The organism is Acidaminobacter hydrogenoformans DSM 2784, from assembly GCF_900103005.1.
Taxonomy (GTDB): Bacteria; Bacillota; Clostridia; order Peptostreptococcales; family Acidaminobacteraceae; genus Acidaminobacter; species Acidaminobacter hydrogenoformans.
The window spans coordinates 16,772-38,544 of record NZ_FMWL01000025.1 but is presented as its reverse complement, the minus strand read 5'-3'; the positions used below and the strand labels follow the sequence as shown (position 1 = coordinate 38,544).

At 50.2% G+C, this 21,773-nt stretch carries 15 protein-coding genes; 6 read left to right on the top strand and 9 right to left on the bottom strand.

All coding sequences use genetic code 11. The features are described from left to right. Positions 1–197 precede the first annotated feature (197 nt). Both BLP63_RS15325 and BLP63_RS15320 read right to left on the bottom strand, forming a co-directional pair. A complete protein-coding gene (locus tag BLP63_RS15325) occupies positions 198–983 on the bottom strand; it encodes an IclR family transcriptional regulator (RefSeq protein ID WP_170829501.1) in 786 nt (261 codons plus the stop codon). Between the two features lie 181 nt (positions 984–1,164). Then, a complete protein-coding gene (locus tag BLP63_RS15320; protein ID WP_092593121.1) occupies positions 1,165–2,250 on the bottom strand; it encodes a YeiH family protein in 1,086 nt (361 codons plus the stop codon). A gap of 155 nt (positions 2,251–2,405) precedes the next feature. Here BLP63_RS15320 and BLP63_RS15315 point away from each other — a divergent pair, with 155 nt between their 5' ends. Next, on the top strand, positions 2,406–3,329 hold the full coding sequence (locus BLP63_RS15315; protein ID WP_092593119.1) for a LysR family transcriptional regulator: 924 nt from the start codon (positions 2,406–2,408) through the stop codon (positions 3,327–3,329). Between the two features lie 118 nt (positions 3,330–3,447). On the opposite strand, the gene BLP63_RS15310 is transcribed toward BLP63_RS15315, so the two are convergent. Both BLP63_RS15310 and BLP63_RS15305 read right to left on the bottom strand, forming a co-directional pair. Next, on the bottom strand, positions 3,448–3,792 hold the full coding sequence (locus BLP63_RS15310; RefSeq protein WP_092593117.1) for a zinc ribbon domain-containing protein YjdM: 345 nt from the start codon (positions 3,790–3,792) through the stop codon (positions 3,448–3,450). A gap of 196 nt (positions 3,793–3,988) precedes the next feature. Then, the gene (locus BLP63_RS15305; protein ID WP_092593115.1) at positions 3,989–5,299 is read right to left on the bottom strand and encodes an MFS transporter; all 1,311 of its coding nucleotides are present in this window, start codon (positions 5,297–5,299) and stop codon (positions 3,989–3,991) included. 290 nt (positions 5,300–5,589) lie between these two features. On the opposite strand from BLP63_RS15305, the gene BLP63_RS15300 reads away from it, so the two are divergent. From BLP63_RS15300 to BLP63_RS15285, 4 genes are all read left to right on the top strand, one after another. Next, positions 5,590–8,115, top strand: coding sequence for a putative bifunctional diguanylate cyclase/phosphodiesterase (locus tag BLP63_RS15300; protein ID WP_170829500.1), 2,526 nt, complete (start codon positions 5,590–5,592; stop codon positions 8,113–8,115). An 80-nt stretch (positions 8,116–8,195) separates the two neighbouring features. Beyond that, entirely contained in the window at positions 8,196–9,569 is a 1,374-nt protein-coding gene (locus tag BLP63_RS15295; protein WP_170829499.1) for a GGDEF domain-containing protein, read from the top strand. Between the two features lie 181 nt (positions 9,570–9,750). Continuing rightward, positions 9,751–11,793 carry a formate dehydrogenase subunit alpha gene (gene fdhF, locus BLP63_RS15290; protein WP_092593109.1) on the top strand — a complete coding sequence of 681 codons (2,043 nt, stop codon included), beginning with the start codon at positions 9,751–9,753 and terminating at the stop codon, positions 11,791–11,793. After that, positions 11,790–13,751: a 4Fe-4S dicluster domain-containing protein gene (locus BLP63_RS15285; RefSeq protein ID WP_207646487.1), complete on the top strand. Its 1,962-nt coding sequence runs from the start codon at positions 11,790–11,792 to the stop codon at positions 13,749–13,751. The genes fdhF and BLP63_RS15285 overlap by 4 nt, the downstream gene beginning before the upstream one ends. A 95-nt stretch (positions 13,752–13,846) precedes the next feature. Here the strand turns inward: BLP63_RS15285 and BLP63_RS15280 are convergent, their stop codons facing one another. Next, positions 13,847–14,998, bottom strand: a complete 1,152-nt coding sequence (locus BLP63_RS15280) for a hypothetical protein (protein WP_092593107.1) — start codon at positions 14,996–14,998, stop codon at positions 13,847–13,849. A 195-nt stretch (positions 14,999–15,193) separates the two neighbouring features. On the opposite strand from BLP63_RS15280, the gene BLP63_RS15275 reads away from it, so the two are divergent. Then, positions 15,194–16,810, top strand: a complete 1,617-nt coding sequence (locus BLP63_RS15275) for a WG repeat-containing protein (RefSeq protein WP_092593105.1) — start codon at positions 15,194–15,196, stop codon at positions 16,808–16,810. A 161-nt stretch (positions 16,811–16,971) separates the two neighbouring features. Here BLP63_RS15275 and BLP63_RS15270 read toward each other — a convergent pair whose 3' ends face one another. The 4 genes from BLP63_RS15270 to BLP63_RS15255 form a co-directional block, all read right to left on the bottom strand. Continuing rightward, positions 16,972–17,616 (bottom strand): YczE/YyaS/YitT family protein, encoded by a 645-nt coding sequence (locus BLP63_RS15270; protein ID WP_207646486.1) that lies wholly within the window; start codon positions 17,614–17,616, stop codon positions 16,972–16,974. 36 nt (positions 17,617–17,652) lie between these two features. Further along, a complete protein-coding gene (locus BLP63_RS15265) occupies positions 17,653–18,075 on the bottom strand; it encodes a MarR family winged helix-turn-helix transcriptional regulator (protein WP_092593103.1) in 423 nt (140 codons plus the stop codon). A 301-nt stretch (positions 18,076–18,376) separates the two neighbouring features. Further along, on the bottom strand, positions 18,377–19,270 hold the full coding sequence (locus tag BLP63_RS15260; protein WP_092593101.1) for a hypothetical protein: 894 nt from the start codon (positions 19,268–19,270) through the stop codon (positions 18,377–18,379). Between the two features lie 153 nt (positions 19,271–19,423). Further along, positions 19,424–21,772, bottom strand: coding sequence for a glycogen/starch/alpha-glucan phosphorylase (locus BLP63_RS15255; RefSeq protein ID WP_092593099.1), 2,349 nt, complete (start codon positions 21,770–21,772; stop codon positions 19,424–19,426). Between the last annotated feature and the right edge of the window lies 1 nt (position 21,773).

Here is a 21,773-nt window from a genome sequence, read left to right as displayed (position 1 = left end):
GGTCCAGAGAGCAAGCTCTCTTCTGCGACCTGCGTATCTTACACCTCGCGCTGCCAGACGTGCACCTCGCTCCGCTGCGCTGCGCTTCGGTCACGGGCTGCGCCCTATATAAAGAAAAGTGATCCCACACCTCCGAGAGCAAGCTCTCTTCAGTATGGGATCACTTTTCTTTATGCACGTCTGTTAGCTTTTCGTGGCTATTCATACCCACTCGACTTTGCATGATAGCCCAGTTTTCTTGAAATTTTATCTGCGGCGTCTGTGATCAGCTTCGCAAAGAGATCTGTATCTTCCGGAAATCTGAACTTTGGTCCTGAGACGGATAAGCAGCCTATGACCTTTTGGGTTGAATCAAAGATTGGCGCTGCAACGCAGCCCACTTCATAATCCTTCTCACCCACGCTGACCGCATAGCCCTGCTGCTTGATTTTCTCAAGCTCCTGAATAAACGTTTCCGGCTCCGCTACGGTATGTTCCGTCAGCTTGACCAATTCCTTAGTCATCTCGACCCAAATTGACCGGTCCATAAAAGCCAGAATGGAACGCCCCGTAGCCCCCGCCCAAATTGGAAAGCGTTCGCCAATCCTGACGGTCCGCTTAATCGCCATTGGGCTCTCCACCTGCTCAAAGCACACGCGATCATGATAATCCAGCAGGTACAGATTCGTCGTCTCTCTCGTCTGGTGCGTGATATTTTCCATGTGCGGCCGGCTGATGCTGCGTATATCCATGCTTTCTTTGGCGATCAGCCCAAGATAATAAAGGTCAAATCCCAGCTTATAATGATTCGTTTTGTCATTCTTGTAGATGAAGCCCTCTTCCTCCAGCGCCGTCAACAGCCTCAGCGTCGTCGATTTCGCAAGACCTATCTTCTCAGCAATCTCCGTCAGGTTCATTTCCCTTTCTTCCCAGGTAAATGCCTTCAATATGGACAGTGCCCTTGACAGCGTTCTGACCGATCCTTCACCTTTTGCAGTCTTCATAGGCTCACTCCAAACTTTTCCATTTCGAATCCAGCCCTTTAAATTCAACGCACGCGGCAGCATTCGTCATGTCGTTATAATAGCCTTATCATACCACAGGATGGCACACCAACGCCAATTTAAAAAGTTATCACAAAAAATATTTCAAAGATTTCAGTCTATGCTCCTCGGTCGCCGCCCTTTACCACAGCCGCATCCCCCACTGAACCACCAGCGAAGCCCCGGCCACCGCAATCCAGCAGCAAATTCCAAGAAAAATTGGCTTCAATCCATTGGTTAAAAGCCTTTTAACATTCGTTTTTAGCCCAATGGCCACCATGGCCATAACAATAAAAAATTTGCCCAGCGCCACCAATGAGGAAGAAACTTCCCCAAGTTCCACAGCCGTGTTCAGAACCGCTGCAGCCACAAAGCCTAACACAAACCACGGAAAGACTTTAGTAAATCTAAAGCTCGAACCGCTCTCCACCAACGAACCAACGCTTTGTCCATCTGTCACCAAATTAGTTTGCATCTTTTCCATCCTCACCTTTTGGCGGGCCGTATACATGGCAAGCACCAAAGTTATGGGCACAATCATCAGTGTGCGAGTCAGCTTGACAATGGTGGCAAAGGCCAGCGCTGTATCATTGCCGCTTGCGCTGCTCCAAGCCGTCCCCGCCGCGACCACCGAAGAAGTGTCGTTGATGGCCGTGCCCGCCCACATGCCAAATCCCATATCGCTTAATCCGAGCAAACGGCCCATAGGTGGAAAAAGGAAAACGGCAAGGACGTTAAACAAAAATATTGTCGAAATGGCATGGGCGACCTCTTCCTCCCCTGCCTCAATCACCGGTGCCGTTGCCGCGATCGCCGAGCCGCCGCAAATAGACGTGCCAACCCCAATCAACGTCATCACCTTACCGTCGAGACTCAAGGCTTTTCCAACAAAAAACGCCGTGATAAAAGCAGCTGACAAGGTTGTCAGGATCACCACAAGAGATTGACGTCCCACTTCCAAAACATGATACAGGTTCATGCCAAAGCCAAGCAGTATAATGGAGAGCTGAAGCAGCTTCTTGGACGTCGTTCTTATGCCTTTATCATAGCGTCCTTCTGTCCATAAAGCCCCGAGAAAACGCGGCAAAATAAGCGCAAGCACCATCCCCATGAGAATTCCGAATACCGGACTGCCCACCACAGGGAATGCTTTGCCCATAAACCAGGCTGGGATCGCAACTATAAAGCACAGCAGAATCCCCAGTACATTTTCTTTTAATGCATCCATTCTCTCACACCCCTTCAGTCACAATTAACAAACAGCTTTTCTCCACGTCTTAGTTTATAAGGTTGTTTACCAAAAGTAAAATACTATTATATAATGATATCGATAGGTATTTACTTATATTCAATGACACAATTACTGTAGAGAGGTGAATTCCCATGAACCCCTTGAGCTATGAGACAAAGCCAGCTTCGCAATCGGTAACACTCAGACATCTGAGGATCTTCATTGCGGTCTCTGACCTTGGTACCATGACGGCCGCCGCGAAAGCGCTATATATTGCTCAGCCCACTGTAAGCCAGGCTATTTCCGAGCTTGAAGCCTTTTACGGCGTGCGCCTGTTTGAAAGGCTCTCAAAAAAGCTGTACATGACGCCACAAGGATTTCAGCTGCTCGACTACGCCCGCCATATCTCTTCCCTGTATAACCGAATGGATATGGCAATGGGAGATGCCTCAGAAGGCAGTGTTGTGAAGGTGGGGGCGAGCATGACCATCGGCAGCTGCTTTTTGCCTCAGGTGGTTGAGGCTTTTACAAAAAAATACACGGATGTCCCCATAGAAGCTGTCATTCGCAACACGCGGGATATCGAGGCTATGATTCTCAAGAACGAGATTGATTTTGCGCTGGTTGAGGGCACCGTTCATTCAACGAACATCTACGCTGATCCCTTCGACGAAGACCGGTTGCTGCTGCTTTGCGGCAGAGGGCATCCGCTTTACGGATCTGGGAAGCTGGAGACCACCGCGCTGAGCGGAAAAAAGTTTATTGTCCGGGAGGAAGGCAGTGGCACCCGGGAATTGTTTGAGACCAGTATGGCCGCGGCAGGCATCCCATGGCAGGCTGCCTGGGTATATAGCGGCTCGGATGGACTCATCAGCGCCGCCATTCACAATTTGGGCATCGCGGTGATCTCCCGGCGCTTGGCGGCAAAGGCGCTCGAATCCGGTGAGCTTTGGCCTCTTCAGGTTGAGGGGTTTGACCTCATAAGGCGATTTTTCATCATCCGTCACAAGAACAAGTACCTCACCGGGCCCATGAAAAATTTCATCAATTTTTGTACGGAACTCTCGCGAGGATAAGGCGTTTTGGTTGGGGACAGTCCCCAGCCAAATGCCTTCTTTAAACAAAAAAGAGCAGGGTAACTGGATTATTATCCAGCTTCCATGCTCTTTTTGCTCAAGTGGGCTAAATCAAATATCAGATTTTCTTAACAAACTCCGACTTCAGGCTCATGGCGCCAAAGCCGTCAATTTTGCAATCAATATTATGGTCGCCCTCCACCAGGCGGATGTTCTTGACCTTTGTGCCCATTTTCAGGGCAGAGGAGCTGCCTTTGACTTTCAGGTCCTTGATGATGGAGACAGTGTCGCCGTCCTTAAGGAGATTGCCGTTGGCATCCCGAACTTCCAATGCTCCAGCCGCTTCATCAGCAGCATCATCAGCGGCTATTGGCCACTCGTGACCGCATTCAGGGCAAACGTAGAGGTGATCACTTTCATAGGTGTATTCCGAGCTGCACTTGGGACAGTTTGGCATAGACATGGTGCGCACTTCCTTTCAGATGGTTTGGTTAATATGAGACTTTGGGCAAAAGCTCTTTTTTGAGTTCTTACATTGTAACAACGGGACTGCAGGTTCTTTGCAGACCTCATTGATTTTAGCAAAAGGACGAGAACTTTTCAAATAGTTGGCGTAGGAATCCCATAATTTAAGTCATGGGAAGTTCAACAGACCCACTCTAAAGCCTATCATCAGGTCCACTCTCAAAATCAGGCTCTGTTGCTTCAGGGTGCTCCATTTGCGGCTCCAAAGCCGCTGTCACTTTCTCCCTGCCTGCCGCTACGAGGGTCCCGTCTAAAATCATACCGGCGCTAAGAAAGACAATCAGCACCCCTGTCGCGATCATCAGCCACTCAATGGCAACCTTATCAGAGACCGGCCCAAAGAACATCATACCAAGGGGCATCATGGCACTGGAAAGCATACTCATAACCCCAAACACCCTGCCCATATAATTCTCATCCACCGTTTCCTGAATCAAAACGGTTGAAGGCGTGTTGTACATGGGAATGGAGACGCCTATCAAACCGAGAAACAGCGTATACCCCCAAAACGATGGAACGATTCCAAGGGCAAGGGTTCCAACACCAATGAGGACGCCTGCAAGGGCTATAGTATGAATCCTGTTTTTCAGTCCGCCCCAGGCTGCCATCAAACCGCCGCCTGCCAGCATCCCCACAAAAAACACGACTTCAATCACCGTCAGATGCCAGTAAGTGCCATTAAAAGTCCGTGTGACCTGCAGCGGTGTCAAAAAAGCGGAAGGTGAGACCAAAAACATAGTGATGCCAAAAAACACGAAAAAATGAAGGATGAACGCATGACCACCAATATAGGAAAACCCCAGCTTCAAATCCTCAAAATAGCCTCCCTCCTGTTTCGAAAGGGCTTTTTCGTGAGGTCTCACATGAAGAAACAAGATCATGATTCCAACGGCAATAACAGCTGTGACAATATCAATAAATAGAATGTTTTGAAGGCTGGTCATGCTCATAAGCGCACCGCTTGCGACAGGCGAAGCCAGCATCAACCCTGACTGCAGGCTGTAGTTGATGCCATTGACACGAGTCAGCTTTTCTTTTGGTACCAGCTGCGGAAGCAGCGCATTGACTGCAGGCATCTGAACGCCGCTGCCAATAGAGCGTACCGCAGACAGCACAAACATGAGCCAAAGGGCCTTGAAGCCCGCCATCAGGAAAAAGGCCAGAATCAGTGTGGCCAAAGCAATTCCAATGTCTGAGAGAATGATCATTTTTTTTCGGTCGTACCGGTCCGCCCATACCCCAGCAAAGGGGGACAAAATGAAGGCAGGCAAAAATCCGCTGATCGCGGAAATAGTCACCATAAGTCCTGACTTCGTCTCAAGGGTGATATACCATAAGATCGCATATTGCACCAAGGAAGATCCGAAAAGCGTGAACATCTGGCTGGTCATAAAGACGACTGTCTCTCTGATCCATGCCTTAGGGTGGTTATGTTCATTCGTCATTATAATTATCCTCAGTATAGAGATTTATTTTGATGCCGTTGCTGAATGCCTCTGACTATTTGAGCTTTCACTATATTATACCGCTTGAAGCCTATACTTTCGATCAGAAGTTTTGTTCATAACTATTTCGACATATTACAATTATTTTGTTGCACCTCAAAAAATATTACAATACAATATTGAGTATATGTTAACCTTCCAATAAATATTTATAAACTTTCATGACACCTTCCTTCGACCGGACCCGCTTTAATAAGCGGCTGTCACATTCTAATTCCGGAGATGAAGCTATGCTTTCCAATAAATCTGACTGGTTGAAACACCGTGCCAGTGAAATCGAAAACAACCGCGACGCGCTGATAGCGGAGAAAAAGCGTTTAAACCCCGCCAAGGAAACCTTGCGAATCATAATGACCTACTTAACGATAGGCATACTCTGGATCCTCTTCTCAGATTATTTCCTTTCCCGTTTAATACAAGACAGCGCACGCTTCAGGACACTGCAGCTCTACAAAGGTTGGATCTATGTCATTGCCACCGGGGCTGTCTTCTACCTCATCATCTTAAAAAGAATTAAATTGTTCTCAAAGGCAATTTCTCACATTCATGAGGAAACTCAGGTGCTCAGTGCTTATGAGCATCAGCTGGATGAAATCACGACCATTCTTGAGCGTCAGCACGAAGTCCTGACCCATCAAAAGGCGGCTCTTGCCAACAGCGACCAGCGTTACCGCCTGGCCGTCGAGGGCTCGAACGACGCTTTGTGGGAATGGGACCTGGAGACTGGCCATTATCATTCCTCCATCCTCTCCAAACCACAATATCACCTTTCAGAGCATCCGCCAGCCAACCGCATAGAGGACTGGATCGCCATCCTTCATCCCGAAGACCGGGAGATGATCCAGAGTGCCCTTGCGCAGTTCGTTGAGAGCTCGGATAACTTATATGAAAATACATACCGCATCTATTCAGACGCGGGTGAGATCCGCTGGATTCAAAGCAGAGCAGTTGCTTTCAGGGATGACAACGGCAAAGCAAAAAAAATTGCCGGCTCACATACCGACATTACGGACATCATTCTCATGAATAATGCCATGAACCAGGAAAAAAAACTGCTTGAAAACGTTCTCTTGAAATCACCCGTCATGATCCTGATGATGAATCCAGATGGCCAGATCATTAGATTCAACCCTATGGCTGAGCGCATAACAGGCTATGAAGCGCCTGAAGTCATTGGTCGCGACGTCCTTGAGCTCCTTAGTATCCCGAATGAACTCGAGCGCAACAGAAAATTCATTGAACATTTGTTGCAGGGTGAAAAGAAAGATCACTTTGATATCTCTATTTTGTGTAAAGATGGCAGAAAAGCGGATATTTTGTGGTATACCAGTGTGATTCGGGATCAGCAGGGGGCTCTCAAATATATTCTGTCTGTTGGTGTTGACGACACGGAGAACCGGGTGATGCTGGATCAGCTCCACGACATGGCCTACTATGACCCTTTGACGCATTTGCCCAACCGCAGCTTCTTCAGGCTTCAAGTCCAGCAGCAGCTGGCAGAGACGCTGGAGCAGAGCCGTAAGGTTGCCTTGGTGTACCTTGATTTGGTCAATTTCAAGCACATCAACGACAGCGTTGGTGTCGAGGCTGGGGACCAACTCCTGCAGGTGTTTGCCGGAAAACTCAGAGATATATTCCCGGAACCGAACCTGATTTCACGGATAGGCGGCGACGAATTTGCCTTGTTGGTTGAATCCAGCGAGAATGAAGATGAGATGTCCATGACCAAACGGATGTGCAGCGCTGCAGAAGCATTAAAATTTAAATGGGTCTGCCACGAACAGGAATTCATGGTCTCCGCCACTTTAGGTATGGCGCTCTATCCAACGCACGCCGGTGATCTCAACACATTGGAAATTAGTGCAGATACAGCGCTGTTCCATGCCAAGGCCCACGACCGCGGCAAATGTGTCCTCTTTAAAGACGACATGCGGGATAAAATTTTAAACTCCATTCAAATGAGCAGTCTCCTGCGCACTGCCCTTGACCAAAATTTATTTTCACTGGTTTACCAGCCCATTTTAGAGCTGAACACCATGACGGTATCCGGTGTTGAGGCTTTGATTCGCCTGAATGACAGTGATGGCCGACCTGTCTCTCCTATGGTCTTTATCCCTTATGCGGAGCAGCATGGCTATATCAGCAGCATCAGTGAATGGGTCATCAAAACAGCTGCACAGCAAACGTCTGACTGGCGACGCCTCGGTTTTGACAATCTCAGAATGTCCATCAACCTTTCCGGTAAGTGCCTGACCAACAGTGCAGTGGTCAACACCCTTCAAAAGTATGTCAAAGCCTGCCGCCTGAAGCCTGAGGCATTTGACCTGGAAATTACGGAAACTGCCATTATTGAAGATTTGGATTTGAGCCTCAACATTCTGGATGAGTTGAAAGCCCTTGGATTTTCAATCTCACTGGACGATTTTGGCTCCGGATATTCTTCTTTGACTTATCTGAACAAGCTTCCTATTGATACCTTGAAAATAGACCGCGAATTTATCAGCCAAATCCAAAATGAAGAAGATGAGCTTCATCTCCTCAGTGCTATTATCAACCTTGCACACCAACTGGGTTTAAGAGTCCTGGCTGAAGGTGTCGAAACCGAAACCCAGCTGAATTACCTGATCCGTCAGGGCTGTGATCTGGCTCAAGGCTATTATTTCTGTAAACCTGTGCCCTCAGAAGAAGCAGAACGCTTCATAGCTTCCCGAGGTTTTAATGCGGCGGAGGAAATTTCCGTAGAAAATATCCGGTGATACAAAACCACTTTAAGTACGACAAGATGAAAACAAGTTTTAACAATTTAAGAATACGCAAAAAACACGGAGGCCTGCCTATGGTAAAATCCAGCCCTTTCATTAAAAAATTCAAAGTATGGACGTGGATGGTCTTTATCCTCATTGTCATTATTTCCTTCGTCACCCTGTTTCAGCCCTACCGCACAACATTGGAGAAAATGATACTGGAAAACTTTGTCCTGACCTCTGAAGCCTCTGTTAAAACTATAGATCAGTTTATTCTCCGCAGCCAGGAGAATGCGAAAAATCTGTCACACGCTTTGGTCCAGCATGGCCCCCTCGACGATTATCTGAATGGCAGAATGACCTCAGAAGACGTTCGCCAACTCAGCGCTGTCAGTTTTCTCAGGGAAACGGCAAACCAGCCCCATTTGACCGCTGGGGTACGGCTGCTGTTTGGGCAAGTGAACGCGACCTTGGGCAAAGAATATCTGCCTGCGCTGCTCAGCCAAATACAAACAGATGATCCCCATGAGCTTCAAAGCATTTTTCTAACAGGGCGGGATACCCCTGTCCTCTTTATCGCTGTGCCTCTGACAGCCAACAATCAGATCTATGGCTACGACTTGGTTCTGTATGATATTTCAAGCCTGACAAAGTCACTGAACCGCGACAGCTTGGCCTTCGCGTTTGTTGACAGGTTTCAGGAAAAGCAGCTCTTTGGTGCCGGGGCAAAACAACGCCAGATCGGAAATGCGGTTCTTTACGACAACGGCTGGTATACTGGCTTTTGCCTGCCCATAGATGGCACGAGCCAGTCCCTTCATGTTTCGACCTCGAATGCCGTGCTCTACGACCGATTGGACGACATTCTTCATCTGAACCTTCTGGGATTTGCACTGGCAGTAGGCATTGTGCTGTTTCTCACAAACAGGTTCATAGTTTACCACATTCGCCATTTGGCAGGACATGCAGAAAAGACCAAAGCGGTTTACATGGATATTGCTAACCGTGATCAGCTGACTGGAACGTTTTCAAGACGCTATCTGGAGCAGTGGAAACACGCCAACGAAGCCCTGAGCCTTCTCGACATGACCCACTACGTCCTCGCCATGGTGGATGTCAACGACCTGAAAGTCATCAACGATACCTTTGGCCATAAGGCTGGTGATTCGGCGCTGAAATATGTAGCGGACACCATGAGCCGCATGCTCAGAACCGGGGATGTGATCATTCGCTACGGAGGTGACGAGTTCCTCGTGCTCCTGACCGCGTGTACCTCTGAGGAAGCAGACCATATTTTCATCCGGGTCAACCAGGCACTGAAAGCAGATCCGCCTTTTGATTTCCCTCTGTCTGTCTCCTTTGGCACAGCGCTGCTCTCTCACGTAGAGCAAATGGACATGGTCATTCATAAGGCAGATGAGAAGATGTACGCTTGGAAACAGAAACATCGAATGGCGTATGCGTAAACGCAGCTGTGGCACTTCAAACCTTGAGTTTAAGTGCTACAGCTGCGTTTTTGTCCATTTTGGTCTCATATTCCCCGTTTTGCCTAACGCTACAAGGGTATTCATTTAATGGTGTCTATATTTGAATGACGTCTATATTTGAATAATACCAGGAACCTCACCAAGGCAAGGAGGCGGACGGATGAAACGTTTGGAAACGACCTGCGGTTACTGCGGCTGCGGCTGTGGCATCTATGTCAACGTCGCGGATGACGGCACTCTGCTCGGCATCACACCGAGCTACAATCATGTGGTGAGTCAAGGCAAGCTATGTTCAAAGGGTTGGCATGGCTTTGGTTTCGTCCGCGACTCAAGACGCTTGAACAATCCCCTGATTCGAATGGCGGATGGCAGCTTCCGGGAAGTCAGCTGGGAAGAGGCTTATGACAAAGTGGTGGAGGGCTTTAAGGCGGCTATGACTGGCGGGGATAATACCGAGACCATCGGCATGCTCTCTTCAGCACGCTGTACGAATGAGGAGAATTTTCTCATGGCAAAGTTCGCCCGGGCCGCGCTGAAGACCAGCAGCATTGACCACTGCGCCCGCCTCTGACACAGCCCAACGGTAGCCAGTCTGGCTATCTCTTTTGGGAGCGGCGCCATGACCAATACTATTGACGAAATTGGGGACGCGGATCTGATCCTCGTCATAGGCTCCAATACCACCGAGCAACATCCCCTCGTCGCCACCCGCATCTTCGAAGCGGTCGACAAGGGCGCGAGGCTTTACGTCATTGACCCGCGGCGGATCCGCCTCACGGATTTTGCCCACGGCTACGCGCCTATAGAGCCGGGCACCAACCTGGCCATGTTCAACGCCATGATCCATGTCATCCTCGAGGAGGGGCTGCAGGATCAGAAGTTTATTGACGAGCGTACGACCAGCTTTGAGGTTATGAAAGCCTCTGTCGCGGACTGCACACCGGAGTGGGCTGAGCCCATCACCAAAGTGCCCGCCGAGGTCATCCGGGACTTTGCCCGGACGTATGCCACCAGTGACAAGGCCATGATCCTGTATACCATGGGGGTCACCCAGCACGTCACCGCTACCCGCAGTATCTGCGCCCTGGCCAACCTGGCTATGCTGACCGGCCATGTGGGACGGCCGTCCACCGGCATCAACCCGCTCAGGGGGCAAAACAACGTCCAGGGCTCCGGGGACATGGCGACCTTACCTGATTACCTGCCTGGCTATCAACGCCCGGAGTGGCCGACCACCTGGGAGCGCTTTTCCAAGGTCTGGGGGGATTACTCCAGCCTCCGGGGCAAGGTCATGTCGGAAATGTTCGACCTGATTGACGCAGGCACAATGAAGGCCATGTACATAGTCGGCGAAAATCCGGTGCTGTCAGACCCGGATCAGAACCATACCATTCATGCACTGAAAAAGCTCCCCTTCCTGGTAGTTCAGGACCTCTTCCTGACAGAGACTGCCGAATACGCGGACGTGGTCCTGCCGGCCTCCAGCTGGCTGGAAAAGGACGGCACCTACACGAACACCGAACGCCGGGTCCAGCTGATCCGCAAAGTCATTGAGCCTGTAGGCAACTCGAAGCCGGACTGGATCATCCTCAATGAGCTCATGCAGCGCATGGGACTCGACGTCGATTACAAATCCACCTCCGAGATCATGGACGAGATCAACCTTCTGGTTCCAACCTATGCGGGCATCACCCATGAGCGCATTCAAGAAGTGGGCATTCAGTGGCCTTGCCCGGATAAAAACCATCCCGGCACGCCAATCCTCCACGTGGGCCAGTTCCGTCGACACGGCGGCAAAGGCCTTTTCACCATCAACAATTTCGATTTCGAAGGCGAACGCACCAGCGAGGAATTTCCATTTATCATGACCACGGGCCGGGTCACCCACCAATACCACACCGGCACCATGACCCGCAAGGTCTGGACCCTGCACCGGGAATACCCTCACGGCTTTGTGGAAATCAATGAGAAAGACGCCAAGGCCATGGGCATCAAAGAACACCAGATGATCCGCATCACCAGCGCCCGGGGCAGCATTACCGCCACCGCCGTGATCACCGACCGCATCAACGAAAAAACCATCTTTGTACCATTCCACTTTGCGGAATCCCCGGTCAACCGCCTCACCGGCCAGCACCTGGATCCGCTGATCAAAATCCCCGAGCTCAAAGTCACAGCTGTCAGAATTGAGGTGGAAAAATGAAGACCCCGCTGTTGTACCAACTGGACAAAGCAAATCTCGACCGCGTCCTGTCGCGCTGGAATCAGACCATCCCCGTGTATGTCCCTTCTGGGAAAGGCAAAGACATTTCCCTTTTGCCGATGGTCGATTTCCCCCGCACCGACAACTACATCAACCTCACCCTCCCCGTCAAGGAATTCTTCTTCGAACAGAAGGAGCCGCTGTTCCGCTGGGATCGTGAAGGTTCAGACACGAAAGTGGAAAACCTCTCACGGCAGCACGCCGGCGAAAGGATCCTGTATGGCGTTCGGGCCTGTGACACTTACGGGATTGGGTATACCGACCACTTCTTCCTGAGGGAATTTGAGGATACGAACTACGCCTCAAGGCGGGACAAAGTGTATATTGTCGCCGTGAACTGTCTGAAAGCCGGTCCGCACTGCTTCTGTACGTCGGTGGGGACGGGGGTTTTCTCGACCATCGGCCACGACCTTGCCTTGACGGAGCTGGAGGGCTTCTATCTGGTGGAATCCGCCACGGCAAAGGGCCAGCAGCTGATCGAAGCTGCGGCGGACTTTTTCGTGCCTGTGTCAGACGAGTTCGCCGGCGACGTTTCCCCAGGCATTCTGCTGGAGCTGAAGGAACAGCTCCGGCAAAAGGTCGCAGACAGCTTCCCGCTGAAAATGGATCTGACCAACCTCCACGCGGACATGGCAGTCACCTTTGACGCGCCTTTCTGGCTGGACGAGGCCAACGCCTGCATAGGCTGTACCGGCTGCACCAACGTGTGCCCAACCTGCACCTGCTTCAATGTGGTCGAGGAAAACCGCGACCAGGACCACGGCATGCGGGTCCGTTACTGGGACTCCTGTCAGAGCGACCACTTTACCCGCAACGCGGAGTTCCACAATCCCCGTAACGCCCTGTCGAGAACGAGGTACAGGGTTTACGACAAGCTGAAGTACATTGAGGAGCGCTTCGGATATAAGGGCTGTTCGGGCTGTGGACGCTGCACGGATGTGTGTCCGACTTATATCAGCATCATTGACATTATCCACTCTATCCAGAAGGCCGCGAAGGAAGCCCCTGAGACGCCGGCGATTCATCAGATCACGGAGATGCGCCACGAAATCTTCGACCGTGAGATCAACGTGCGTAACGGCCTCTTCACGCCGGATGTGGCAACTATTACCAAGATTGAGCTGGAGACACCGGAGATCAAGCGCATCTATGTCAAATACGACGATCCGGCGCTGCACAAGAGCTTCAAGCTGAATGGCCAGTTCTTCCAGATTACGGTGTTTGGTCAGGGCGAGGTGCCTATTTCCATCCCGTTTGGCCCTGAGGAAAGTGATGAGTTCGATTTCTGTTTCAAGAACGTGGGGACCGTCTCAAACATTCTGTACCACTTGAAGGTCGGGGACAAAGTGGGGCTGCGGGGCCCTTACGGCAGGCCGTTCCCATACGAGCCGCTGAAAGGCCGCAACCTGGTCTTTATTGGTTCCGGCGTGGCCATGGCGCCGCTCAGGACCATTTTGGTTCAGGTCGTGAACAATCTGCAGGACTTTGGCAAAGTCGTGATCATGGCCAGCGCGCTGCAGTACGATAAAGTCATTTACAAGAGTGAGCTCCGGGACTGGGCCGAGCTGGAGGGTGTCGAGGTCCACTACGCCCTGAAGGACCCAACGGATCAGGTTAAAGCCCATCAGGGGTATATCAATGATCTGCTCCCGGGGCTCGAGCTCGACTGGAGCAACACCACAGCGCTGGTCTGCGCATCGCCTAAGCGGATCAAGGAAGTCTCAAGGGACCTTCTGGCACTGGGCATGAAGCCTACGGATATCCTCACCACCCTGGAGACCCACATGCGCTGCGGCGCAGGCAAGTGCGGCCACTGCAAGGTGGGCAGCCACTATATGTGTGTGGACGGCCCGGTCTTTACCTATGAAGAGATGATGGCGCTGCCGCCGGAGTATTAGGCACAGTAAAAAACCCTCACTTCAGAAAAAGCCTGAAGTGAGGGTTTTGGTTGTTTGTGTGTTTCGGAAAGATTACAGAACACCGTTATGGGATTCTATTTCCCTTTGTCCTTATCTTTGCCGTTGCCTTTGTTGGCGGAGTTGCCTGGAGCGGCTGGTACATCCATATCATCTAACTCATCTATGCGATCTTTCAAGAATGCCTCGATTGCGTCTTCATAATCCTCTGCATCCAGTTTGGATTCACCATCAAAGTCCGTGTTAGGGCCCATGAATTTTGCCACTTCAGAAATGAGGTTAGTGCCTCTGTAGCGGTTAGCATAGCCCCAATCCTTCAAAAGCTTGTTGGCAATGGCTGGAGCAGCAGGATGGTTGTCCATAGCCTCGTCTTTGTCATCGTCATCTTCGTCTTCGTCGTCATCATAGTCTTCATCATAGATGACTTCGACGGTGACTTCGTCCCTTAGGACTTCATCGTCCACATCTTCATCGACATCTATTCTCGCGAATACTGTGATTTCAAAGTCACCTTCCTCAGAGAGATCCCAATCTGCCTCAAATTCGAATTTTTCATTGGACATCATGACTGAATCATCCGATGCGTCAATGATGTTAATCACTTCGTCAGCATCTCCGTCCAAATGCTCAATTTCAATTCTAAGGGATTCCAGCATGTCCCCTTCATCCGCTTGAATCCAGCCTTTGATCGTCACGTCTTTGCCCCAGCTGTCTGTCATGATGTCATCGCCATCATCAGGGCTAGTGATCCAAAGCGCATAGTCCGCAGTATGATCAAATTCCATATCAATGGTCTTTTCATCCGAGGTTAATTCTTGTTCAATGTTGGAATCTTTATCCGTATTGACGTCTGCGCTGACTTGAAAGTCATATTCGCCGTCTTCATCATCCTCAATATCAAAGTCATCTGGGCTCACGACAAATTTGAAGCTAAATTTATCATCGTCCCATTCTCCAATAATGTCGTCAAATTCATCATCATCCTCATCAAATGCAAGAGTTTCATTACCAATCCTTAACTCAATCCACTCAATGATGTCGTCATCATTAGCCATAATATAGCCTGTTACAAAGAATTTGTCATCCTCATTCACAAGCGCCAAAGGTTCATCCTCTTCCGGTGCAGTAATCACAACTTCATACTCATCTGAATCCACCGCCGCAAACGCAAACGCTGACATCATCAAGATCAGCATAGTCGACAAGAACATCGCAATAATTCTTTTCAAAAGATCACATCCTTTCAAACAGCAAAGGGCAACATAACACAAGTCTTTCTCCCTATATTATACCTCATTTTCAAGGAAATATTCAAAAACACAAAAATGCAATACTTATTCCCAGTGTGGAATGCAGCATTAATTTGGGTAAGAAGGCATTATATCCTCAAAATCAGATGAATTTCACACAAGGAGGTAAACCCTATGCGAAAAGACTTATTGTATGCGACCTCAAAAATAAAAAGACCATTAAGAACAGCGTGGTGTCTGTTGCTGGTCATTGTGGTGATGGTGACCATCGGCGGGGTCTCTTCGAGCTATGCTGCGGGTCCAACTGCCGGCCAGGAGCTCAGAGCTATGGGCCTGATCGAGGGCAAAGCTGGCGGGGACCTTGCGGAGGACGAATATCTAACGCGCACGGAAATGATGGTCGTTCTGGCCAGGATGCTGGGCGAGTTTAATCAGGCCGCGGCCTGGAATATGCCTTCCACATTCACCGACAGAAGGAATCACTGGGGCGAGCCCTACGTGGCCTATGCCCAGTCCCGCGAGTGGACCTCGGGGGTCGGGGGCAACCTGTTTGGCTACGAGCAGCGCCACACCGTCCAGGAAGCCAGCGTGTTCATGCTGAAGGCACTGGGCTACACGACGCCGGAGGACTTTGCCTGGGAGACAGCGTTTGATACGGCCGCATCCCTGGGGCTTTTTAAGGGACTGTCCCTGAATCAGGAGCAGGATATTCTCAGGGGGGATCTGTTCAAGCTTATGATGAATACCCTTGAAACCCAGGCTAAAGGGCATCCTTACAAGCTTGGCGAGCAGCTTGGCGTCCTGGTGTCACCTACGTTCGCGGAGCCTATGGCCGCGGCCAGAGCCAATCAGCCTTTCGCCGCCGTCAGAATAGGCGACCGCTGGGGCTATATGGGCCCTGATGGCAAGCTGGCGATCCGTTTTCTCTACAGCCGCGCCAGTGATTTTTCAGAAAACCTCGCTGTGGTCTCAATGAATGGCAAATATGGCTTCATTGACAAAGCCGGGACTATGATGATCCCATTCGCCTACGAAGACGCAGGTTCTTTTGCAGATGGTCTCGCCCCCGCCAAATACAGCGGTAAATATGGCTATATTGATAAAAACGCCAACTGGGTTATTGAGCCCGCTTACGAGTTCGCGGATCAATTCTCCGAAGGTCTTGCCCGGGTCGTTGTCTCCGGAAAAATTGGCTACATTGACACCACCGGTACCATGGTCATTCAACCGGCCTTTACAGCCGCGAACCGCTTCGAGAACGGCATTGCGGCGATTCAGGAAAATGGCTTGACAGGCTACATCAATCGCCAGGGAACCAAGTTCATCCCGCCTCAGTACCTCATTGCCGGTAATGGTGCCGATGGTCTCATCCGCTACAATTCCGGCACCTCCATAGGCTTCTTGAACACCAGTGGGGCGCCTGTCCTATCCGCGAGCTATATGTGGGCGGACAATTTCTCTGAAGGTCTGGCGGTCATTGAAACAGACGCCAGTGGCGGCTTCGCGTTCCGTTATATCAATACGAGCGGTCAGCGGGTTTTCAGCCAAAGCTACCAGGATGCCCATGCCTTCTCAGAGGGCCTCGCCTTTGTCATGTCTGGCGGTAAATATGGCATCATAGACAAATCCGGCGCTATGGTCGTCCAGCCAAAATTTAACTACGTTGATCCCGAAGGCTTCTCAGAAGGCTTTGCACGAATTAAATCAAAGGATCTGACCGGTTTCATCAACCGAAGCGGTGTCGTTGTGATCTCACCTCAGTTTGATGAGGCGCGGCGGTTTGTCAAGTAACTTAAAATGGACAAATAAAAAAGGGGGTTTAAAGTGCCCCCTTTTTTGTTTGGTGTTTTTTGAGGAAATGGCGCAGGGAAAAGCCGCGATTGCCGTCAACCGAAGGCGCCACTAACTTCACACGGGTCTTTTACTCACCCGCATCTGCCGCCACACACCCGTTACGCCGTCAGCGCAGCCCGCTTAATCTGATGCGTCCAGAACGCCAGCGAAGACTGCATAATGGGACCGATCAGAAATACGGACACAAAGGTGCCCAAAGCGACAGGCCCGCCAAGCATCCAGCCTATGGTCAGCGCCACCATTTCCAGCACCGTTCTGGCCAGCCCCACAGATATGGAAAGCTTCCTGGATAAATACAAGGTCATGCCATCTCGAGGTCCGGACCCAATTTTCGACGAAACGTACATGCCTGAACCAATGCCCATCAGGACTATGCCAACCATTAATTGAACAGCACGCGCCACGATGCCTTCAAAGGTTGGAATCAGCTCGACGGCCAAAATCAAATTGATGAAATAACCTACAAGCACAATATTCGCAATGCTGCCAAATTTGGGGTTTTCCTTCTCGAGGAACGAAGTCATGAGCACCATAGCGACACCAATAATCTGCACCCATCTGCCAATGGAAAGCGACGTCTTATTCGCGAGGCCAATATGCATGACATCCCATGTGGGCACCCCTAAACTGGCCTTAATGACTGTTGTCACCCCAAGGGCTAAAAGAAAAATTCCGAACACAAATAAAAACAGCCGGAATAGAACCACTTTATCCATAGACTTCATTCCCAAGTTTTGCTTCATTCATTTTGCTCCCTTCAATTTTCACCAAACACGCTGTTATACTGCGTTCAAATTTTCGTTCATTTTTTCAATAACGCGGGTGAATGTTTCAAGCTCTTCCGCCGCAATACCTTCCAAAGCTTTGCTTTCGAGGCTTTGACTGGCTTCATAGCATTTTGAAAAAATCGCTTCTGCATCCTCTGTCAATGTGATCCGCTTTTCTCTCTTGTCCCGTCCTTCCTCACGCTTGATGTAACCAAGCGCTTCGAGTCTGGCCAGTGTGCGCGTAACCGTGGGCGCCTCAACGTTCAGATAATGCGCCAGCTCAACCTGCGTACACCGCTTCCGGTCATGCAGATAAAGGATCATGGACCACTGCGAAGCGTGTAGTCCATGCACTGAAAGCAAGTCATTCAATTTTTTGGTGAACAGCCGACCCAGCTGATTGATTTTATGACCATACACAGATTTGAGTTCCATGTGAATCCTCCTCGTGAAAGCAAATGAATAAAAATTATTATATCTTGAACACTTCAACGCTTTAGGTTAACTTATTGTTATGCAGCTAACTATTGTTTAAGTAACTATTACTTAGCTAATCATATACCATTTTTGCGGAATTGTCGAATTTTATTTTTCACCGATGGTCCCCCCACCCCAATTTTTCAAATCCACTGAAGTACCCTCACCAAAGCCTTGCCACAAATAGAAACGACACAATGCTTATGAGTAATCACTGCCTGATCGCCTCATAGCCTTGTGTCGCTTTTTTTATCATATTTTACCGATTATCCTCAATCTCAAGTCTGCTGAACAACGCCAAACTCAATCCGCCACTAACGACCGTCAGCAGCGTAAATATGAGCACCATCCCTACATCCTGTCCAAAGCCATAAATGGGCTTCAGAATTTCCCCCAAAGCGACAGAAAGGCACAGCGTCAGTGCTTTGATTAAAGCCACGCCTGCAAGCATCACCCCAAAATTTGTTTTTCTGATCAGCTGCCAAATAACATACGCAATCGCGGGAAAGACGACGCCTAAATCCAGCACAAAAACACCATAAACCTCTCCAGGCATTCGACTGTATAAATCGTGCTGCATTCTGAGAATCCATACCGGAATCAAGATTATTAAGATAAACATCAAGAATCCTGATATTACGCGTCTCAACAAATGGGGTATTTGAACAATCACCTTCTTATTTTGCGCTAAAGCTACAATTCCGGCAATGACGCCGTAGAGTGTTAAAGAGAAGATGGCGAGATATACAAGATAGAGCGACGTGTACTGTCCCTGTATGACGTAGAGTCCATAACCGTAGAACAAATAAGATCCCAGTCCGGTCATAGCCATCAACGTTTTGATATGACCCTTCGAAAGCGAATGCTGTGAGTCCTGCGGCTTCTTCATTTGCCCTGAAAACTTTAACGTCAGCACAATAAGCAGGAGCGCTGCCGGCGCCGTAATCAGGTCCTGAACGGATGACCCGAAGCTTAGAAACCTGGAGATCGTCCCAGATTGAACCACTTCCTGATAGACGCGTGGGTCGACTAAGCTTATGACTGACGCAAATAAGGATAACAGTCCGCCTGACAGCATGAGCTTACACGCAGCACTAAGACTTGCTGATTTGGGGCTCAGTAAACCAGTACCATTTTCTTTGACCTCTGGCACGACGCCTTCCTCCAAGTATTCCTGATGTATATTTGTAGTTTCTCAAATACCATAGCAAGTTTACCCTTCTTAAGCACACTTAAACATGTGGGCGTCCACGCCAGATTCCTTTTCCCCCATTACCACTTGCCGATGGTTGCAGTTCGCTGCTTCTTAGCATTTCCAAATATCTTCACAATACTGCTTAATCGTACGATCTGACGAAAACTTACCGGCACCTGCTATGTTCATCCAGCACTTCTTCGCCCAGGCCATCCTGTCGAGGTAGGCGTCGTTGACTTTTTGCTGGGCTTCTCTATAAGCCGCAAAGTCCTTCAGAATCATGAAGACGTCCGGGGCATGCCAGTCCGCACCTAACAGCAGGGCGTCATGCAGCTCCTTGAACATACCGGTGCCGCCATCACTGAAAGTGCCATCCACCAGGGAATCCACCACTTTTTTCAGACCCTTCGCCTTCCTGAACTCAGCGGAAGGCTTGTAGGTCGCTTTGATCTGCTCAATCTCCTCAACCCGCAGGCCAAAGATGAAATTGTTCTCTTCGCCGGCTTCCTCGACAATTTCAATATTGGCGCCATCATAGGTCCCTATGGTTGGCGCGCCATTCAGCATGAATTTCATATTTCCCGTGCCGGAAGCTTCCTTGCCTGCGGTTGAAATCTGCTCTGAGAGATCCGCTGCTGGAAACAGCAGCTCGCCATAGGAGACGTCGTAGTTCTCCACAAAGACCACCTTCAACTTGCCCGCCATGTCGGGGTCACCATTGACGAGTTCCTTGATCTCCTGAATAAACTTGATGATGCCCTTGGCCCTCACATAACCCGGCGCCGCCTTGGCCCCAAAAATGAAGGTCCTTGGCACTATCTTAAAGTTCTTGTCTTTCTTGAGCCTATAGTACAGGTCCAGGATCTGGAACGCATTCATCAGCTGCCGCTTGTACTCATGCAGGCGCTTAATCTGAATATCATAGATGGAATGAGGATCGATCTCAATCCCCTCTCGCTCCATAATATGCGCCGCCAGCTGATATTTCTTTTGCTGCTTGATCTCGAGAAAACGCTCAAGCACCGCCGGATCCTCCGCGTAGGCTTCCAGCTTTCTCAGCTCATCCAGATGGGTAATCCACCGGTCTGAGCCCAAGAGCTCAGTGATAAAAGCAGACAGCTCCGGATTCGCCTTCAGCAGCCAGCGCCGCTGGGTGATCCCATTGGTCTTGTTGTTGAACCGCTCCGGATACAGCGCGTACCAATCCTTCAGCTCACTGTTGATCAGCAGCCCCGTGTGCAGCTGTGCCACGCCATTGGTGGAGAACGTCCCATAAATCGAAAGAAATGCCATGCGAATCCGCTTGTCGTGAATGATCTCGTACTTAGGGACGTCCGCTAAAGGCACCCCCATCGTCTTAAGCTCACGAAGCAGCTGCTCGTTGATTTTTAGAATGACGCCATACACCGCAGGCAGCAGCTTCTTGTAAAGCTTGATGTCCCAGGTTTCCAGCGCCTCCGCCAGAATGGTGTGGTTCGTATAGGCAAAGGTCTTTGTCACCAGGCCCCAAGCCTCTTTCCAGGTCAGGCCCTCGTTCGACGTCAGCAGCCGCATCATCTCCGGAATGGCCACCGCAGGATGGGTATCGTTCAGCTGAATGGCATTCAGCTCAGCGAAACGCGAAAAATCACCATAAGCCGCTTTGTGCTTGGCCAGCAGGTCCTGTAGGGACGCCGAGACAAAGAAATACTGCTGCTTGAGCCTGAGAAGTTTCCCTTTTTCGTTGGAGTCATTAGGATACAGCACCTTGGTGATGGTCTCCGCGTTATTCTTCGCCTTGACCGCGCGGTCGTAATTCTGCAGGTTGAACTGCTCAAAGTCAAACGGCTCAAGGGGCTCGGCCTTCCAGAGACGCAAGGTATTGACCGTCTCGCCGCCGTACCCGACTATGGGGGTGTCGTAAGGGATGGCTGTGACGTCACCATCGGCAAAACTAATCTTTACAGCTTCATCCGCACGGCGAATCGACCACGGATCCCCATATTCCAGCCAATTGTCCGCCTCCTCGACCTGAAAGCCCTCCACGAACCGCTGCTTGAAAATGCCAAACTCATAGCGGATCCCATAGCCGTTCAGCGGATAACCGTGGGTCGCTGCAGAGTCGAGGAAGCATGCCGCAAGCCGGCCCAGTCCCCCATTGCCAAGGCCCGCATCCGGCTCCGCCTGCTCGACGGTGTTCAGGTCCACACCCATGGCACTCAGCTGCTCAGCGACCTCCTGCCGCTGGCCCAAATTGATCAGATTGTTGCCAAGGGCTCGTCCCATAAGATACTCCGCTGACAGATAACTGGCCCGCTTGCGGCCCTCGAATTTTTCCTCCGTCGCCTGCCAGCGCGGCACAATGTCCTGCATCAGCGCCTTGGAAAGCGCGATGTACTTTTCTTTTGCGTTACAATCGGCAAAGTCCTTGCCAAAGGTGGTTAATGCCCAGGCTGAAATTCTTCCATTCAAATTGTCCATA

Excerpts from the sequence above, each read along its gene's own strand:
- BLP63_RS15325 (WP_170829501.1), bottom strand. The coding sequence starts at position 983 with ATGAAGACTGCAAAAGGTGAAGGATCGGTCAGAACGCTGTCAAGGGCA.
- BLP63_RS15320 (WP_092593121.1), bottom strand. The coding sequence starts at position 2,250 with ATGGATGCATTAAAAGAAAATGTACTGGGGATTCTGCTGTGCTTTATA.
- BLP63_RS15315 (WP_092593119.1), top strand. The coding sequence starts at position 2,406 with ATGAACCCCTTGAGCTATGAGACAAAGCCAGCTTCGCAATCGGTAACA.
- BLP63_RS15310 (WP_092593117.1), bottom strand. The coding sequence starts at position 3,792 with ATGTCTATGCCAAACTGTCCCAAGTGCAGCTCGGAATACACCTATGAA.
- BLP63_RS15305 (WP_092593115.1), bottom strand. The coding sequence starts at position 5,299 with ATGACGAATGAACATAACCACCCTAAGGCATGGATCAGAGAGACAGTC.
- BLP63_RS15300 (WP_170829500.1), top strand. The coding sequence starts at position 5,590 with ATGCTTTCCAATAAATCTGACTGGTTGAAACACCGTGCCAGTGAAATC.
- BLP63_RS15295 (WP_170829499.1), top strand. The coding sequence starts at position 8,196 with ATGGTAAAATCCAGCCCTTTCATTAAAAAATTCAAAGTATGGACGTGG.
- BLP63_RS15285 (WP_207646487.1), top strand. The coding sequence starts at position 11,790 with ATGAAGACCCCGCTGTTGTACCAACTGGACAAAGCAAATCTCGACCGC.
- BLP63_RS15275 (WP_092593105.1), top strand. The coding sequence starts at position 15,194 with ATGCGAAAAGACTTATTGTATGCGACCTCAAAAATAAAAAGACCATTA.
- BLP63_RS15270 (WP_207646486.1), bottom strand. The coding sequence starts at position 17,616 with ATGAAGCAAAACTTGGGAATGAAGTCTATGGATAAAGTGGTTCTATTC.
- BLP63_RS15265 (WP_092593103.1), bottom strand. The coding sequence starts at position 18,075 with ATGGAACTCAAATCTGTGTATGGTCATAAAATCAATCAGCTGGGTCGG.
- BLP63_RS15255 (WP_092593099.1), bottom strand. The coding sequence starts at position 21,772 with ATGGACAATTTGAATGGAAGAATTTCAGCCTGGGCATTAACCACCTTT.